This window comes from Balneola vulgaris DSM 17893, from assembly GCF_000375465.1.
Taxonomy (GTDB): Bacteria; Bacteroidota; Rhodothermia; order Balneolales; family Balneolaceae; genus Balneola; species Balneola vulgaris.
Window position 1 is genome coordinate 84341 of the sequence record NZ_AQXH01000001.1, and the last position, 17012, is coordinate 101352.

Consider the following 17012-nt stretch of genomic DNA (forward strand, 5'->3'; position numbering starts at 1 on the left):
TTCTTATTCTAGAAGCTCCAGCTTCGCATATGGCGATGCAATTTCACTAATTTACCTAACACCCAACAACGGACATCATCCTTGTAGATATCAACACATATAAAATGGCCGCTCACTCTTCTAAGGTATACTTATAAATTCTTGGTACATCATCAATGCTATTCAATAGAAAGGCCGAATTCCCTACAATCTTAAGCTTCATTGCAGCACGTGGTAATTCAATTTCATCAATAAAGTTCCCCGTTTCTCGATCAAAAATGAGTAAGCGTTTTGAGTGTGAAATTTTTTCAATGAGTTCATCAAAGTTAAATGTATATTTTATCTGTTCCCATTTACTGATGGTTTCGCCACTAAATGTTATATATACATGATCCTTATTAACTGATATATCACGAGCACCTTCTGGGTGTTTCCCCATTACTGGTAAACTGTAAATACCACCTTCGTCTTCATTCATTGGTAGAGGGATATTATCAGGTCCATCTTGAAAGTATTTAATACCATTTTCATCAATCGCTACAAGAAGTGATGAAAATTCAAAGGCTAGATATAGTACTCCATCATAATTTGTCAGGTATAGAGTTTGCTGTAGTATGAAATTTTTTAATGGTGCTAATTCCTCATACTCATCGATGGATATACTCCATAATTCATTCCTATTTAATATCCCATTATCCTCTATGCGCCATGCACTTATAAAATTTGATGAATTTTGCATTGTGAATAACGTAGAGTCGTTAATTAACCCTACCTGAAAAAACTTTCTTCCTTTTCCATCAAACCTTAAATCGGTTATATAATCTAAGCGCTTGGTGTATTTCATTATTCTATTGGCACCCGCATCCCATAAAAGAAGATCACCATTAGAAAAAGCAGTTACTCTTTTATAGAAAGTACTAGTTACTTCACCTGGACCTCTTCCTTTTCTCAAAGTTGAGATTAGAGTGTCGCTGTTAAAATCTATTAGGCTAATAGGGGAAGATTTAAAACCATGGTCATTTACAAGAATCTCTGACTCATTTATTATCCAAATATTTTCAGGGTCAAATATAGAATTTTCAATTTGTCCAGATACATTCCACGGAAGTTGAGAGAAAAATAGTAAAGAGATGCCTAGTGTGAATACAGTACTAATTAAATATTTCATATGGGCTGATCTTGCTTTTCAAAAGTGAAGAAAGAGTTTCAATGTTTGCCTCATTTGATAAAAGTGTAAATAATCATCTACCGTACGAGGACATTTATCGGACAATCAATATCTATTTAATACTCTTACTAAGTGAATATAATTAAATATATATCTATAAATCGAAACACTTAAAAGTGTAATTAATACAATATTCATAGCACTTCTAATTCACTTTACCCTTATTCCCAACGTCCACGACGGGAATGCATTCTAGAAACTCCAGCATCAGTAGTATCAATGCAAATTCATTCAATTAACCAAATACCCAACAACGGCGTCATCCTTGTAGATGTTGGGTAACTCTTTGACACTTTTGGCTTGACCTCCCGTTCTGCAACGGGACAGGCGCCAGTGCCCAAAAGGTCAATAAGATTCCAAACTCCTCCCATCGGATTCTGAGCAAGGCGTTGATAATAATCCATGCCGATGGTTCGTCAAACAGGGAATCTTAGGTTGTTCTTCCTTTTACTAGAATAGGTGGATACAAATGGGCTATGAATGATTATTTCTAACTCCGGGAGTGCTTGGAGTCTTGTAGTTCTATTAGAATAGTTGAGTCAAACTTTAGATATCTCCCTCTGGTCGATATGACAAAGATAGAGATACTAAACATTTTGTCACTTCGCGTGAAATGAGAAGTTTAAAGATCTAATAAAAAAGCTGTCATTCTGAGTAGGAAAGGCTGCATTGATGCTGAAGGGTGTTAACACGAAGAATCTCAAATAAGAGAACTATTCATAGCTAGTTCAGGGGTTGAGACTCTTCGCAACCGATTGACCTCGTTCCCAACGTCCCCGTTGGGAATGCATTCTTAATGCTCTTCTATCTGACACTGTGCGAAATGAAAGCAATGCCTTCATTTCGCAAACAGCTTTACTCGAAGTCTTTTAGTTGTGCTTTAAGCTTCTCTAAGTTGGCTTCGCCGTCACGCTTTTTATTACGTTCATTTTGAACAACCGCATCAGGGGCGTTGTCTACGAAATTAGCGTTATTCAACTTGCCATTTACTCCCTTAAGGAATCCTTCAACCCGAGTGATTTCCTTCTGAATACGCTCCTTTTCCTTATCTACATCGATAAGGTCAGCAAGTGGTACATAGAGTTCATCTTTGTCGATAAGTGCAGAAGCAGAGGCCTTAGGCTTTTCCATCACTGAAGCAATATAGAGCGACTTCACCGACTGTAGCTTACGAATAATCCAGTAGTTGTCATTGAGGCGTTCTGCATCATCCGACTTAATCTGAATTTCAATATCTGCCTTTGGCGATAGTCCCATTTCAGCACGGATATTGCGCAACGACGATACCATTTGCTGAATACGCTCGAAGAGTGCGATATCATCTTCAAACACTTGCTCTTCGTTGTAGCTAGGCCACTCGGAAATACAAAGTGCTTCTTTGTTAGAGCGCTCGTCGATGTACTGCCAAATTTCTTCACTAATGAATGGCATGAATGGGTGTAATAACTTCATCAGTTGCTCGAACATACCAAGGGCGATGTTCATTTTAGCAACATCAAACTTGTCGCCATAGTTATTAGGCTTCGCAAGCTCGATATACCAATCGCAGAAGTCATCCCAAATTAAAGAGTACACTTTCTTGAGTGCATCATTAAGGCGGTAGTTTTGGAAGTCATCTTCCACCTCTTTAATAGTTTGATTGATACGGCTTAGCATCCAACGGTCTACGAGGTTATCCTCATCAATAACCATAGTTGGTGTGTAGGTCTCGTTCTCATCCATATTCATGGTTAAGAAGCGGAAGGCATTCCAGATTTTATTACAGAACTTACTGCCTTGTTCACAAAGCTTTTCATCAAAGGGGAGGTCGTTACCCGCTGGTGTTGCGAATAGCATACCCATACGAACACCATCAGCACCATATTGAGCAATGAGATCAAGTGGATCTGGGGAGTTCCCCAAGCTTTTACTCATCTTGCGACCTTGCTTATCTCGAACAATACCGGTGTAATACACATTCTTGAATGGCATTTCACCACGGTACTCATAGCCGGCAATAATCATACGCGCTACCCAGAAAAACATGATTTCAGGAGCGGTAACTAAGTCGTTGGTTGGGTAATAGTAGTCAACTTCGTCTTTTTCATAGAAGCCATCGAATACAGAGATTGGCCATAACCACGACGAGAACCATGTATCGAGTACGTCTTCATCTTGCTTGAGGTCTGCCGCAGTTAAGGAAGCATTCCCTGATTTCTCCTGTGCAAGTTTCAGCGCTTCCTCGGCTGATTTAGCTACTACAAAATCGTTTTCACCTTCACCGTAGTAGTAGGCAGGAATTCGATGTCCCCACCAAAGCTGGCGACTGATACACCAATCACGAACATTTTCCATCCAATGGCGATAAGTGTTTTTGAACTTAGCCGGGTGGAACTGAATGTTATCGTTCATCACATTCTCTAAAGCAGGTTGGCTCAATTCTTTCATAGCGACCCACCACTGCAATGATAGGCGTGGTTCTATAACCACATCAGTACGCTCGCTATAACCTACTTTATTTTGGTAATCTTCAACTTCAACTAGATTTCCAGCTTCATCAAGATCTTTTACGATTTGCTTACGAACGTCGAAACGATCCATACCAACATAAAGCTCGCCTTCTTCACTAATGGTACCATCCGCATTCATCATGTTGATGGTTTCTAAGTTATGGCGTTCACCTAAGTCATAATCGTTAACATCATGGGCAGGAGTTACTTTAAGGCACCCTGTACCAAATTCCATATCTACATAATCATCCAAGATGATAGGCACTTCACGGTTTACTAAAGGCACAATGGCTTTTTTACCATGAAGGTGCGTATAGCGTTCGTCGTTAGGATTGATACATACAGCCGTATCGCCTAAAATCGTTTCAGGACGAGTAGTAGCAATAGTAACATACTCGTCGGTACCCTCTACTTGGTAGCGAACGTGGTAAAGTTTAGAATTTACTTCTTTGTGAATTACTTCTTCATCACTGAGGGCCGTTTTAGCAGCTGGATCCCAGTTGATCATTCTAGCACCACGGTAGATCTTCCCTTTGTTAAACAGGTCGATAAAAGTATCAATTACGCTTTCTGAATACTTTTCATCCATGGTGAATGTAGTGCGATCCCAATCGCAGCTAGCCCCTAATTTCTTAAGCTGCTCAAGGATGATGCCGCCATGTTTGTGCGTCCATTCCCAAGCATGTTCCATGAACTCATCACGACTCAAATCTGATTTCTTAATGCCTTCTTCACGAAGCTTACGAACTACTTTTGCTTCGGTAGCAATAGAGGCATGATCGGTTCCCGGTACCCAACAAGCGTTGAAGCCTTGCATTCGAGCTTTTCTAACCAATACATCCTGAATAGTATTGTTCAGCATGTGCCCCATGTGAAGTACACCCGTTACATTAGGTGGGGGAATTACTACCGTAAATGGTTCACGATCATCAGGTGTAGAGTGAAAATAGTTTTCCTTCATCCAGTAATCGTACCACTTGGTTTCGATGTTGGAAGGATTGTATTGAGCTGGAATTTCTTTGTTCTTAGCGGCTTCTTTCACTGTAAAGAGCTTTAGTCGTTCAGGGAATTAAAAGAGTTCTAGAATATCTAGAAGAATAAAAAAGTGACAGAACAAAAGTCCTGTCACTTATAAAAAGGATAGTTGTGTTATTTCACACGTTTTAGCAGAACGCCAAAGTGCCCATCACAACCATGTTTGTGTGGATAGGTTTGATAAGCTTTGCCGTCTTCAGCTAAGATCTCTTCAGGTACAAAATCTTCAAGCGATTCAAGTACGAAGTTGTCTTCCATTTTGTCGAGAAGCTTATGCACTTGGTCCATGTTCTCTTCTGGCTCTAGTGAACACGTACTGTACACTAAACGGCCACCAAGTTTAACCATGTTCGCTGCTTCTTCGAGCAATTGCTCTTGCAGCTCAACAGCTTTTCTTAAGCCTTCTTCATCACGTCTCCAACGTAAATCGGCACGTTTGCTTAGTACACCTGTTCCTGTACATGGTGCATCAAGTAAAACAGCATCGGCGAGGGGTAATGAAAGTTCGAGTACATCACCACGACGGATTTTGATGTTTTCAGCACCGAAGTTGAGAGCGCTTTCAGCAAGTTTTTCTAAACGCTCTGCGGAAATATCCACAGAAAGTATATCGCTTTTTGCTTCAGTTAAATCAGCAATCATGATACTTTTGGTACCTGGAGCGGCACACAAGTCGTAAATTTTCTCACCTGGCTGAGGATCGAGTACAAAGGGTGCAAAACCAGCCGCTAGATCTTGAACATGGCAAAGGCCTTTCGCAAATAATCCTTTTTCGATGAATGGCTGCACGCTGTCTACTTTGTAGAAATTTGGTAACCAATCGCTCGCTTCAAATTCGATGCCCATTTTATCCATGCGCATTTCAAAATTCTCAGGTTTAGTACGAATGGTGTTAACACGCACAAAGTAATTTGGACGCGTATTATTCGCTTGCATTAACTGGAAAGCTTCACGCTCACCATAACGTTTACTCCAACGAGCTACTAACCACTCAGGGTGTGAAAATGTAGTAGCTACTAACTTAGTACGGTCTTTAAATGCTGGCTTTGGTAAGTTTTGTTCTTCACGCTGAAGGTTGCGAAGAATTGCGTTTACAAGGTCGCCTGTTTTTGAACCTAACATGTACTTAGCGATGTCTACCGCTTCGTTGATAGCTGCATAATCTGGAGTGCTATCCATAAATAGCATATCGTAAATAGCTAAACGAAGGATGTTCTTTAGCTCAGGCTTCATATCCTCTAAACTCACCGACGAAAAGTGGTCGATTAGGAAGTCGAGGTAACTTCTTTTGCGAAGAATATTCTGAACATACTCGCGTACCTGAGCTTTCTCTCTTGAGTCCAACTCATTGGCAAGGGAGTAGTCTAAAATTTTTTCTCTATCGAATTCTAGTAGAATTTCTACACTGACGGATCTTTCTGATAATTCGGGTTCCAATGGACTCAGGTTTTTAATTGATGTTAGGTGCTTATAAAAAAAGGTGATCGAGCCACCTTTATTGTTTGAATGCTTCAAAAGAAACAAGCCGGTTTCTAGCCGGCTTTATTTCCTTCAAAGATAAAATATTGTGAGGGGAGTTGCTAATGCAACTATATCAAAAATCACAGAAATATTTCGTGTTTTAACACCGCTAAATCAGTATATCACACGCTTACCTTTAGGATATTCCATTTGATAGCTCAATCGTAGCACCTTTTGTTCGCCCGCTTTCAAGTTAAGATTCCAGCTCACAATTCCCGACTCTTTATTGAGCGTACCATCGCTCAGATCTCTAACCGAAATCTTGATGCTTTCATCGGTGGATAGTGGTACTTGATCTTCTATTTTTATACTAATAGGGGCTTGTTTGGTGTTTTTAATGGTGATTTCATACACCAATGTTTCACGTGTTTTATTGCCAAAGAAATTTCGTTCTTCAAATTCTTTAAGTTTTTCCCGACTAATAAGAATGCGTTCATCTTTCCCTAAAGAAAGTTGAAGTGAATCTTCGATGGTGTAAGGATCAATCGTTGAATTCCCAATAAATTGATTATTGAAGAATATTTGAGCGTCACCATTTATTAAATCAAGGGACTCCCAATCCTCAATATTTCCCGTTAAAAATGCGTACTTAGCATGCTTAGGTACGGCGTAGTAGTCGTAACTAGTGTTGGCATCTTCGGTTCTAATGGTTGTGGTATGCCAGTCTCCATCGGAAGGCACACTAAACGGTTTGTCTAACTTATAGTTGAAGTTGGTTTGATTCTGAACAATACTAACTCCTGGGGCTTTAGCTTTGAGTTGATCATTTCCATATCCCGTAATTACGACCTCCTCTAATTGCATATCTTGAGCCACTGGAGCTTGGCGACGTGGACGAGGAATGGAAGTATAAAACTGAGCATAAGCTGGGTTCAATTCTGGCAACTCAAAACCTACACTTGGGTCTGCAGAGCTAATGGTAAAAGCGATATTCTCCCAGTCGAATCCGGTGTTTTGGTAAATATTGGCTTTGTAGCTTAGGGTGATGTTGTCGGTAATATCAGGGGTTCTGATTTCATAACTTGGTTCCCTTCCCGCCCCATGAACCATATAACTTAAAGTGAAATCTACCTTCTGTGCATTATTAGATTCTACTATTGCTATCACTTCCTGTGCTGTTTCGCGGCCATTCGCACCTAACACATTTAGTTGATTATTAACCTTTCGAATCTGTTCGTTTAGTTCTTTGCTGGAGTGATTCAACGCTCGTTTGTCACCTTGCAAGCGCTTGAACTCAGTTCGATAGGTCGTTAAAACCTGAGTAAGTTCTGATGCATCTAAAGCTTCATTTTTAAGTCCTTGTAGAGCAGCTTGAATCACTTCTAATTCTTGCTCATTAACGATGAGGTCAGATTTATTTAGCTCTAGTTTGTCTTGAAGAATTACTTTTTGGCGCTCTAATGCCTCAATTTCTGCTCGTTTAACCGAATTACTCAGATAATTCATTCGGCTGTTTTGAGAGTAGAGGGTGAAAGAGCCGTTAGATTGAATACTTATAGAATTGGCCTGTAGATAGCGTGAGAGTTTAGGGAAGATGAGTACGGTTTTACCGGGCTTCAGGGTTGCGGTGCCCACGCGTACAATCTGTGCTTGAGATCGATAAACCGTTACATCTTCAATGTTAGTGGATACTGTTACGGTATCTGCTTGAGCGTTTGCGCCCATAGGTGCGCTCAAAAATAGGAGGAGGAGCAATAGCGTATTCATAGGGAAGGGGTTGTTTCATGTTTCTACTAACTATGATGAATAACGAGGAATTGCTTGTTTATTATTCAATAACTGTGCTCATCCAATTCAACACGACCTCTAAATACCCAAAAAACAAAGAGTGAATAAAAGATAGCAAGAGGTGCACCAATCGAAGCAATTGTAAGCATTATACCCAATGACTTCTGTGAAGCTGCGGCATTATATATATTCAATGTATTAGCTTCTGCCACAGTAGATACCAAAATGTTTGGGTACAAATTCAATGCAGCTACTATCAGCAGTAAGCAGATGGTTATACCCGAGAATAGGAAAGCCGGGAAGTATTTTCGGTGTGCTATCAATCGGGTAATATTCGAAATGGTAAGCACCATAAGAATAGGGACTATGAATAATGAGGGGTGCTCTTTAAAGATTTGTGTTTGCTCGGGTAGATAGAGCATGGTATAAAACGAAAGGATGATGAACATGATCACAAATCCAATTACAGTATAGCGCACAAAATGGGTGACCTTTGTTAACAACTTCCCTTTTGTTTTCAGGGATAAGTAAATAGCTCCATGCATCATAAATAAAGCCAGTGTTGTAAAGCCTACAATGATTGCATAAGGATTTAAAAATCCAAGCCAATGCCCTGCGAACTCAAAATCAGAATCAAGGGGAATGCCCTGCATAACATTTCCAAGAAGGATGCCCAGGATGAATGCGAGTAAAATACTTGATATACAATAACTCACGTCCCAAGTGGTGCGCCACCAACTCATTTCTTCTTTACTGCGGAATTCGATGGAAGCGGCTCTGAATATGAGCAACACTAGAAATAGAATGATAGGGATATAAAAAGCGGAGAATAAAGTGGCATACACTTCAGGGAAGCCGGCAAAGAGGGTTCCTCCTCCAATAACTAGCCAAACTTCATTTCCATCCCAAACGGGCCCAATAGCATTGAAGGCAATACGTCTGTTTTCATCTCCTTTAATGAATAGATGAAGTGCTCCAGCTCCCATGTCGAAGCCATCTAAAATGGCATAGCCTGAAAACACAGCACCCACAACAAGAAACCACCAAGTATTGTAATCTAGTCCTAAGAAATATTCGAGTTCTGTCATGGTCTTATTATTTAGCAGGTGATAGTTTATCGGTATACATATCGGAGGTGTCGGTATCGAGTTCCTCAGGTCCGTGTTGAATTTTCTTATTCAAAAGATATATAAACAGTAAGAAGAGGATGAAATACACAATACCAAAGAGGATAATGGAAAAGAGCACTTGTCCTGCTTGTACCGACTTAGAAAGTGCATCAGAAGTGCGAAGTAGGTTATACACGACCCATGGCTGTCGTCCCATTTCAGCGGCGAACCATCCCGCTTGATTCGCAATTTGAGGAAACAACACCGATGGCACAAAAACCCAAAGCAGCCATCGTGTTTGAAATAGTTTGCCCCTCCACAGATAAAAGCAGGCACAAAGTGTGAGTGCTATTAAAATCATACCAATGGATACCATAATATGATAAAACTGAAAGACGGCATTCACAGCATCGGGTTGATCTTCTCGGGCGAAATCATTGAGACCTGTTACAGGAGCGTCAAAATTTTGGTGAAGTAGGAAACTCGTTCCTCCAGGAATTGCAAGGCCCGTTACTTTTTGTGCTTCCCGGTTCACCCAACCAAATAAGTAGAGGTCGGCCGGTTTAGAGGAATCAAAATGGCCTTCCATTGCGGCTAGCTTTGCAGGTTGATGTTCTGCTACAACTTCTGCGGAGGAGTGTCCGCTTACCAATTGGAGTAATGAACAGGTTGTAGCTACCATCAAGGCAATTTTGAAGGCACTTTTGGAAGACTCAACATGGCGTTTTTTAAGCAGGTACCATGCACTTACACTCAACACCATAAAAGCACCCGCTAATAAAGATCCATTCCAAACATGAAGCACACGATCTACACTCGAAGGATTAAAAACCATGGCCCAAAAATCAACGATCTCGGCACGCGCATCCATGCCTTCCCCTACAATATGATACCCCGTGGGGGTTTGTTGCCATGAGTTTGCAACCACAATCCATACCGCTGAAAACATACTTCCTATCCAAACTCCTACCGTGGCAATAAAATGGACAGGTGGACTGGTTCGGTTCCACCCAAATAAAAGTATACCCAGAAAACCCGATTCTAGGGCAAAAGCAAAAAGCCCTTCGGCAGCAAGTGCACTACCAAAGATATCGCCCACATACCGGGAGTAGGTAGCCCAGTTGGTACCAAACTCAAACTCCATCACAATGCCTGTAGCTACACCTAGGCCAAAGGTAACGGCAAAGATCTTGGTCCAGAACCGAGCTAATTGTTCATACTTTTTATTTTTAGTGATCAGATAGTTTCCTTCAAATAGAACCATCATTAAACCAAGACCAATACTAAGAGGAGGGAAGATGTAATGGAAAGCGATAGTGAAGGCGAACTGTATGCGGGATAAAATTTCTACATCCATGAGTGCAAAGCCATTGTTATTACAAGTAGATAAATACGCTGTAATAAAGTGAGCATTTATGAAGAGAATGTGAAGGGTGATTTATTTTACACAAATAAAAAAGAGATTATTTTAAGTGCGAAAAACGATTGCCTCTGTTTCTATATCTGCCTATCTTTACCAGCCTTTGCAGGAGTGCAAGTTTTAAGAAACTCAACCCACTTAAAATTTTTAATATAATCGCGATTTAGCACATGAATAAAGGAACAATTGCACAGGTTATTGGACCTGTAGTAGACGTTGACTTTTCAAACGGCGAAACTCCAGCCGTACTAAATGCCCTTACAATTCAAAACCCTACTGATGGTTCAACACTTTATCTCGAGGTTGCACAGCACCTTGGTGAAGATCGTGTGCGTACTATCGCGATGGACTCAACCGATGGTTTAGTTCGTGGAATGGAAGTAGTGGATACTGGCAAAGCCATTTCAATGCCAGTTGGTGAAGATATCCGTGGTCGTCTATTCAACGTAGTAGGTGAATCTATTGACGGTATCTCAGCACCTGAAGGAAAACAGAACTACCCAATTCACCGTGAGGCTCCGAACTTTGATGAGCTAGCGACTTCAACAGAGATGTTGGAAACAGGTATTAAAGTAGTAGATCTTCTTTGCCCGTACGCTAAAGGTGGTAAGATTGGTCTTTTCGGTGGTGCCGGTGTAGGTAAAACCGTACTTATTCAGGAATTAATTAACAACATCGCAAAGCAGCACGGTGGTCTTTCAGTATTCGCTGGTGTTGGTGAGCGTACTCGTGAAGGTAATGACCTTCTTCGTGAGTTCATCGAGAGTGGTGTAATCAACTACGGTGATGAATTCAAAGAGTCTATGGAGAAAGGTGAGTGGGACCTTAGCAAAGTAGACAAAACTAAATTAAAAGAATCACAAGCAACGCTTGTATTCGGTCAGATGAATGAGCCTCCTGGTGCTCGTGCTCGTGTAGCATTATCTGGATTAACTATTGCTGAGTACTTCCGTGATGAAGTATCTCGTGATATCCTATTATTCATCGATAACATTTTCCGATTCACTCAGGCAGGTTCTGAGGTATCAGCACTTCTAGGGCGTATGCCTTCAGCGGTAGGTTACCAGCCAACGCTAGCAACCGAGATGGGTGCTATGCAGGAGCGTATTACTTCTACTAAGAAAGGATCTATTACTTCTGTACAGGCTGTTTATGTACCTGCGGATGATTTAACGGATCCGGCTCCAGCTACAACCTTTACTCACTTGGATGCAACTACAGTACTAAACCGTGCATTGACTCAGATCGGTATTTACCCTGCGGTAGATCCACTAGATTCAACTTCACGTATTGTTGATCCTAAAGTAGTAGGCGAAGAGCATTACAACACTGCACGTAAAGCTACTATCTTACTTCAGAACTACAAAGACCTTCAGGATATCATCGCGATTCTTGGTATGGACGAACTTTCTGATGAAGATAAACTTATTGTAAGCCGTGCACGTCGTGTTCAGCGTTTCTTCTCTCAGCCATTCTTCGTAGCTGAGCAGTTCACTGGAGCTCCTGGTAAGTACGTTAAGATTGAAGACACTGTGAAAGGTGTTAAAATGATTATCGACGGTGAGCTTGATCATCTTCCAGAAGGTGCGTTCTACATGGTAGGCGACATCAACGAAGCGATCGCGAAAGGTGAAAAAATGTTGGCTGAAGCGCCTGAAGCTTAATCAAGGAAACTATGAGCATCTTTAAAGCACAGATATTAACTCCGGAAGGTTCTTTATACGAAGGTGATGTTACCGGTGTAAAGATGCCTGGAACTCAAGGTAGCTTCGAAGTTAAGGCCAATCACGCGCCTATCGTATCTACTCTTGAGAAGGGTGAAGTGTTAATCCGTAAGAATGACGGCGACACGAACTACACCATTTCTGGAGGTTTCGTTGAAGTAGCGAATAACAAGCTTACTCTTCTAGCTGAATCAGTAGTAGAAGAAGAAAAATAATCCTGTTCTCCAATTCAATTAGGGAACGTAGAAAGCCGATCTTCGATAGAAGGTTGGCTTTTTTTATGGCCACTATTCAATATTATTGGTAACTACGACTGCTTGAAACGAGCTTTGTACCATAAACGAGCGATGATCAAATGATCATCGCTCGAATATAGTTGAAAGAGTGAGCTACTTGCTTAAGATTTCATCAAGCGTATCAAAGATCATACTAAGCCCTTCCTTAACACCCATATCAATGATTTGTTTTAAATGCTCTTCAGATGCATAAACAGAAACTATAGTAACATGGGTTTTACCGGCTTCATCTGTAAAGGTATTGGTGAAGGTTGATACCGGTAGCTCTTCATTGATGGTTCCCTCTTCATTACAAAAAGCATCTTCCCCAGAAAACGATAATTTTGGAGTTATGCGAGTATAAGTAGCTAAACACCAATGCTCTTCGCCTTCGGGACCACACATAGCATATAAACGGCGTCCACCTTCTCTAAAATCCATTTCTTTGGTTTTTGAAACCCAAGGTTTAGGTGCCCACCAAAGGTCTAACAGTTCAGCTTCGGTCCAATAGGGCCACACTGTGTCTAAGTCGGCATCAAAAGTTCGTTCTACCGTTAACGTGTTACCATCTTGGGTAAATTTAGTATCGTTCATCATTAAAACTCCTCATCCTATTTTTTGTTTTTTAATAATTGGTCTAGTTGATTGAATCGTTGTTCCCATAATTTTCGGAATGGTTCTAACCAATCTGCCACTTCAGTAAGTGCTTGAGGGTCAAGCATACAGAATCGTTCACGACCTTCCTTTTTTATGGTAATCACACCACATTCATGTAGATATTTAACGTGTTGAGAAACGGCTTGTCGGCTCATATCAAATCTATCTGCTAAGGCATTTACGTTGTGAGGGTCTTCTGTTAAAGTTAGAAGGATATCTCTACGTGTAGGATCGGCGATGGCATTAAATACGTCTCGTCTCATATCAAAGATGATTAATGTGCAAGTAATTGCTTGCTAATATATACGCAATAATTTACTTGCGCAAATATGTAGGTATATATTTTTAATGAAGGCATGTTGATATAAGAAAAAGAGGAGGAAATAAGGCTTAGTTATTTCTCTAATTCCCCAACAAATACATAGTTATCGTGGTATCTACCTATATATTTACCGGGGTGTAGATTTTCTAGACGAAGCATCATGCGTTCATCTGAAATACCGGCATAGAAAGGTTTAAAGAGTTTGCGAATGCCTTTTTTGTGGGCGAACATCCAAAAGAAGAACTGATTAAGCTGACCTACAAGAATACGAGCGCAAAGATGGATAACATTCTTATTCTTAGAATTATCCATTTCAACCCCTAATAGCTTGAAATTACATTTTGCAAAGAGTTTCTCCATCGTATTATGAGAAAAATAGTGGAGATGTTGAGTAGGGTTGATATAAGTCCAGTGTTCTTTAAACAGCTTATATGTGATGGAGTCAATCGACATTGTGAGCGCAAAGATCTTGGTATCTTTGTGGGCAATTTTTTGAATGGATTGTAGCAGGGAAGAAGGGCTTTCAACGTGTTCGATTACATCCCACATCACAATGATGTCAAATTTGTCCTCACCTTCAAAGTCGTCCACATTCATGCAGGCAATTTGGTGGTCTTGTAAATTATGAAGTGCTTTACCCTTAGCAACACGATCTGGACTTAAATCTACTCCCATGGCATCATAGCCACGTTCTATGGCATCGTGCACAAATTTCCCATCTCCACACCCTATATCTAGAAGTCGTAGTTTTGAACCTTGTTTACCTTCCGGCTTCCCACAATACTTTTCAATGATATCAAACTTCCATTGATATAAATTAGGATTGTATGTCTCTACGCGTTCACCGCTTTCAAAGGCATCTGGAGCATTAGAATCGAACAAATACCAAAAATTTCTCCAGTTTCCCCCTATAATTTTTTCGGAAGAGTACACTAGGTTTAATTCCTCTGTATTGAATCTAGGATTGGTGTACATCAGTCCGCAATCATCGCAGGTAACAATAGTTTGAACTCCCGTCATTTCCTCTTTATTGGGGATATTTCGAGCATACCTGTAATACCTTAATACTTGATCTGAAACGTTTATTTCAAACTTTGTGGTGTAGCTCTTTGAGCCACAATAATCACAGCTGACGGTTTCCATATAATTGAATTAATCGAGAGCCACGAATGCGTGGCAGTGTCGTTTTGGTATAAAATATTGAGTTGAAGTACGGTAAATTATGGGTGGTCTACAACTATGATTAATTACTGTTTAAAATCTATTGGAAATACATACATCAAAAGGTGAATAACCCTATTATTCCTTTTTATAATGGCTTGTTTAATGGCAAAGAAAAACTCCTCAACTTCATATAAGAAAACCAAAAAGCCGTGGCCAACCAAAAAGGCTATGGAGCAGGTGTATGCCATTAATCTTTGGGGTGGGGAAGAAGGTGAATTTTACTCGGGAGATGGCTCACATAATCCCGATATCGTACATCCCTACCTAGAAGTGGTGACATCTTTTCTTCAAGCTTTTGAACACCCACTTTCTGTGTGTGATTTAGGATGTGGAGATTTCAATGTAGGTCGGCAGCTTCTTCCATATGCTTCGCACTATCACGCGGTAGACATTGTTGAAGTTTTAATTAGGCACAACAAGACGTTATTTAAAGCGGATCATTTAGAATTTCATTGCTTAGACATAGCCAAAGATGAACTACCTAAAGCCGATTGTGCGATGCTGCGACAAGTTCTACAGCATCTTTCAAATGCGGAGATTTCAAGCGTGGTAAATAAACTTCCCACTTACCAGTATGTGATTGTGACCGAACACCTTCCAGAGGGCAAATTTGAGGCTAATACAGATATAATCTCAGGGCAAGGCACTCGCGTGAAGAAAGGGAGTGGGGTAGAGCTCACTCAACCTCCTTTTAACCTAAAACCAAAATCGATGCAGACTATGCTAACGATAAAACCCAATGAGGGAAAGGGGATTATCGTAACTACCATGTATCAGATGTTCTAAAAAAATTCTATGCTCAATTCCTACATGTTGTATGGTATGTAGTGTTCCCAATACCAAGGGGTGTAGGTGTCTTTGATGCCAAGTTCTAGCAATTCTTTGAAGATACTTTCCGCATTGTCGCTATTTGCCATGAGTAACATGCCAATTCCTGCTTCTGGAAAGATGATGGAGTAATGTTGAAATCCTTCACTATGACCTTCTTTGAAGTATCCTTTTCCATATGGGGAATCTAGTATGCCCCAACCTAGTCCGTAATTCAATCCGATGGTTTTATTAGCATCTGTTTTTTCAAGGGAAAGTGGGCCAAATTGCTTTTTCGAGTTGATTTCAATATTCGGTTCAAATAAGATATTTGTGATTTCGGAGTCCTTACTGGCTAAGGTCATAACATGCGTTAGAAATTTGGCATAGTCTTCTGGAGTCGTTTCCATAGAGCCCGCCGCACCAGCTTCGTCTTCAATATCCTTCTCAAAAATTTGTTGGTCTTTGGTATGCCCATTAACATATACATCCTCAAATCTATCCTGCCATACATAACTGCTCATATTCATTTCTAGAGGTGTGAATACTCGATCTTGAGCTAGCTCCTCCAAGCCAACGTCTAGGTGTTTTTCCATCACTTTTTGTAATAACCGAATACCTTCTCCCGAGTAGCTATACTCAGTGCCCGGGTCGAAATAGATTTTAATTTCACCATCAGGCGTAAATTCACCTTCTCTACTCAGCCATCTCCAGTTTGGTAAACCGGTTGTGTGAGCCATGCACATACGGGGAGTGATTATTTTATATCGGGGATCATCTGCTATTTTTGAGAAATTTCTCCATTCTCTTTTGAAAGGCATTTCGGGAAGGGGGACCTCCAAATAGTGTTCTAACGGTTTGTCTAAGTCTATTTTACCCTCGTGCACTAACTCAGCCACAATGTATCCAAATACAGCTTTACTTAAGGAAGCGCCATAAAATACCTGATTGGTTTGCAAGCTATCGTTAGAAGCCACATTTGAGTACCCAAATGCTTTCTGATAACGCAGGGAGTGCTCATTAAAAATACTTACCGTTAACCCTGTTACATTGGCTGAATCTACTAACGCTTGAATGTGTTGAGTTAACTGCTCTTCCTGCATGGTTGAATCATCTAGTCGTTGAATTTCGTTTTGTGAATTGGGAGGGGCACAGGAAAGAATGATAAATAGGCTAATTAAGATGGATAGATATTGCATTATGTAGTTTTTGTGAGTTGTAAGAGGAAATCATTAACACTTTAGAGATGTTCATGTAGCTTCTAAACTAATGGCCTATAGGGAATTGAATGTATTTTGTTACATCCGAGCAGAATCATACACGTGAAGTACTTCGGGATAAATAAAAATCAGTATGTATGGGTGAAAGGTTATGGAGCTTGTCTGCGAATTTAGAGTAACCTTAGAATTACCATAGATGTTGTGGAAAGCTGATTTTCATTGCATAAAAGGGTAATTTTGGCCACGTAATTTTCCCAATGCACAAACGCGTAGC

General features: G+C 40.4%; 13 protein-coding genes. 3 read left to right on the plus strand and 10 right to left on the minus strand.

Annotated elements, in window-relative coordinates:
• Nucleotides 1–112: 112 nt before the first annotated feature.
• The 6 genes from B155_RS0100400 to B155_RS0100430 form a co-directional block, all read right to left on the minus strand.
• On the minus strand, nt 113–1147 hold the full coding sequence (locus tag B155_RS0100400; protein WP_018126246.1) for a hypothetical protein: 1035 nt from the start codon (nt 1145–1147) through the stop codon (nt 113–115).
• Nucleotides 1148–2062: 915 nt separating this feature from the next.
• The gene (locus B155_RS0100410; RefSeq protein ID WP_018126248.1) at nt 2063–4738 is read right to left on the minus strand and encodes a valine--tRNA ligase; all 2676 of its coding nucleotides are present in this window, start codon (nt 4736–4738) and stop codon (nt 2063–2065) included.
• A 107-nt stretch (nt 4739–4845) separates the two neighbouring features.
• Nucleotides 4846–6168, minus strand: a complete 1323-nt coding sequence (rsmB, locus tag B155_RS0100415) for a 16S rRNA (cytosine(967)-C(5))-methyltransferase RsmB (RefSeq protein WP_157464688.1) — start codon at nt 6166–6168, stop codon at nt 4846–4848.
• Between the two features lie 198 nt (nt 6169–6366).
• Nucleotides 6367–7917, minus strand: coding sequence for a DUF4139 domain-containing protein (locus tag B155_RS0100420; RefSeq protein ID WP_018126250.1), 1551 nt, complete (start codon nt 7915–7917; stop codon nt 6367–6369).
• A 107-nt stretch (nt 7918–8024) separates the two neighbouring features.
• Nucleotides 8025–9068, minus strand: coding sequence for a cytochrome d ubiquinol oxidase subunit II (gene cydB / locus B155_RS0100425; RefSeq protein ID WP_018126251.1), 1044 nt, complete (start codon nt 9066–9068; stop codon nt 8025–8027).
• Nucleotides 9069–9075: 7 nt separating this feature from the next.
• Nucleotides 9076–10446 carry a cytochrome ubiquinol oxidase subunit I gene (locus B155_RS0100430; protein ID WP_018126252.1) on the minus strand — a complete coding sequence of 457 codons (1371 nt, stop codon included), beginning with the start codon at nt 10444–10446 and terminating at the stop codon, nt 9076–9078.
• 233 nt (nt 10447–10679) lie between these two features.
• Here B155_RS0100430 and atpD point away from each other — a divergent pair, with 233 nt between their 5' ends.
• Together atpD and atpC are read left to right on the plus strand one after the other, a co-directional pair.
• On the plus strand, nt 10680–12173 hold the full coding sequence (gene atpD / locus B155_RS0100435; protein ID WP_018126253.1) for a F0F1 ATP synthase subunit beta: 1494 nt from the start codon (nt 10680–10682) through the stop codon (nt 12171–12173).
• 11 nt (nt 12174–12184) lie between these two features.
• A complete protein-coding gene (gene atpC, locus B155_RS0100440) occupies nt 12185–12448 on the plus strand; it encodes an ATP synthase F1 subunit epsilon (RefSeq protein ID WP_018126254.1) in 264 nt (87 codons plus the stop codon).
• A 174-nt stretch (nt 12449–12622) separates the two neighbouring features.
• On the opposite strand, the gene B155_RS0100445 is transcribed toward atpC, so the two are convergent.
• The 3 genes from B155_RS0100445 to B155_RS0100455 all read right to left on the minus strand — a co-directional run bounded on the left by B155_RS0100445 (nt 12623) and on the right by B155_RS0100455 (nt 14630).
• Nucleotides 12623–13105 carry an SRPBCC family protein gene (locus tag B155_RS0100445; RefSeq protein ID WP_205617747.1) on the minus strand — a complete coding sequence of 161 codons (483 nt, stop codon included), beginning with the start codon at nt 13103–13105 and terminating at the stop codon, nt 12623–12625.
• 14 nt (nt 13106–13119) lie between these two features.
• A complete protein-coding gene (locus tag B155_RS0100450) occupies nt 13120–13428 on the minus strand; it encodes an ArsR/SmtB family transcription factor (RefSeq protein WP_018126256.1) in 309 nt (102 codons plus the stop codon).
• Between the two features lie 131 nt (nt 13429–13559).
• Nucleotides 13560–14630 (minus strand): class I SAM-dependent methyltransferase, encoded by a 1071-nt coding sequence (locus B155_RS0100455; RefSeq protein ID WP_040368012.1) that lies wholly within the window; start codon nt 14628–14630, stop codon nt 13560–13562.
• Between the two features lie 183 nt (nt 14631–14813).
• Here B155_RS0100455 and B155_RS0100460 point away from each other — a divergent pair, with 183 nt between their 5' ends.
• Nucleotides 14814–15497, plus strand: coding sequence for a class I SAM-dependent methyltransferase (locus B155_RS0100460; RefSeq protein WP_018126258.1), 684 nt, complete (start codon nt 14814–14816; stop codon nt 15495–15497).
• 20 nt (nt 15498–15517) lie between these two features.
• On the opposite strand, the gene B155_RS0100465 is transcribed toward B155_RS0100460, so the two are convergent.
• Nucleotides 15518–16717 (minus strand): serine hydrolase domain-containing protein, encoded by a 1200-nt coding sequence (locus B155_RS0100465; protein WP_018126259.1) that lies wholly within the window; start codon nt 16715–16717, stop codon nt 15518–15520.
• Nucleotides 16718–17012: the final 295 nt, after the last annotated feature.

Bases quoted from the DNA above. Each gene is read 5' to 3' on its own strand.
- atpC (WP_018126254.1), top strand. From the start codon at position 12,185: ATGAGCATCTTTAAAGCACAGATATTAACTCCGGAAGGTTCTTTATAC.
- B155_RS0100460 (WP_018126258.1), top strand. From the start codon at position 14,814: ATGGCAAAGAAAAACTCCTCAACTTCATATAAGAAAACCAAAAAGCCG.
- B155_RS0100465 (WP_018126259.1), bottom strand. From the start codon at position 16,717: ATGCAATATCTATCCATCTTAATTAGCCTATTTATCATTCTTTCCTGT.
- cydB (WP_018126251.1), bottom strand. From the start codon at position 9,068: ATGACAGAACTCGAATATTTCTTAGGACTAGATTACAATACTTGGTGG.
- B155_RS0100455 (WP_040368012.1), bottom strand. From the start codon at position 14,630: ATGGAAACCGTCAGCTGTGATTATTGTGGCTCAAAGAGCTACACCACA.
- B155_RS0100445 (WP_205617747.1), bottom strand. From the start codon at position 13,105: ATGATGAACGATACTAAATTTACCCAAGATGGTAACACGTTAACGGTA.
- B155_RS0100420 (WP_018126250.1), bottom strand. From the start codon at position 7,917: ATGGGCGCAAACGCTCAAGCAGATACCGTAACAGTATCCACTAACATT.
- B155_RS0100400 (WP_018126246.1), bottom strand. From the start codon at position 1,147: ATGAAATATTTAATTAGTACTGTATTCACACTAGGCATCTCTTTACTA.
- B155_RS0100450 (WP_018126256.1), bottom strand. From the start codon at position 13,428: ATGAGACGAGACGTATTTAATGCCATCGCCGATCCTACACGTAGAGAT.
- atpD (WP_018126253.1), top strand. From the start codon at position 10,680: ATGAATAAAGGAACAATTGCACAGGTTATTGGACCTGTAGTAGACGTT.
- B155_RS0100430 (WP_018126252.1), bottom strand. From the start codon at position 10,446: ATGGATGTAGAAATTTTATCCCGCATACAGTTCGCCTTCACTATCGCT.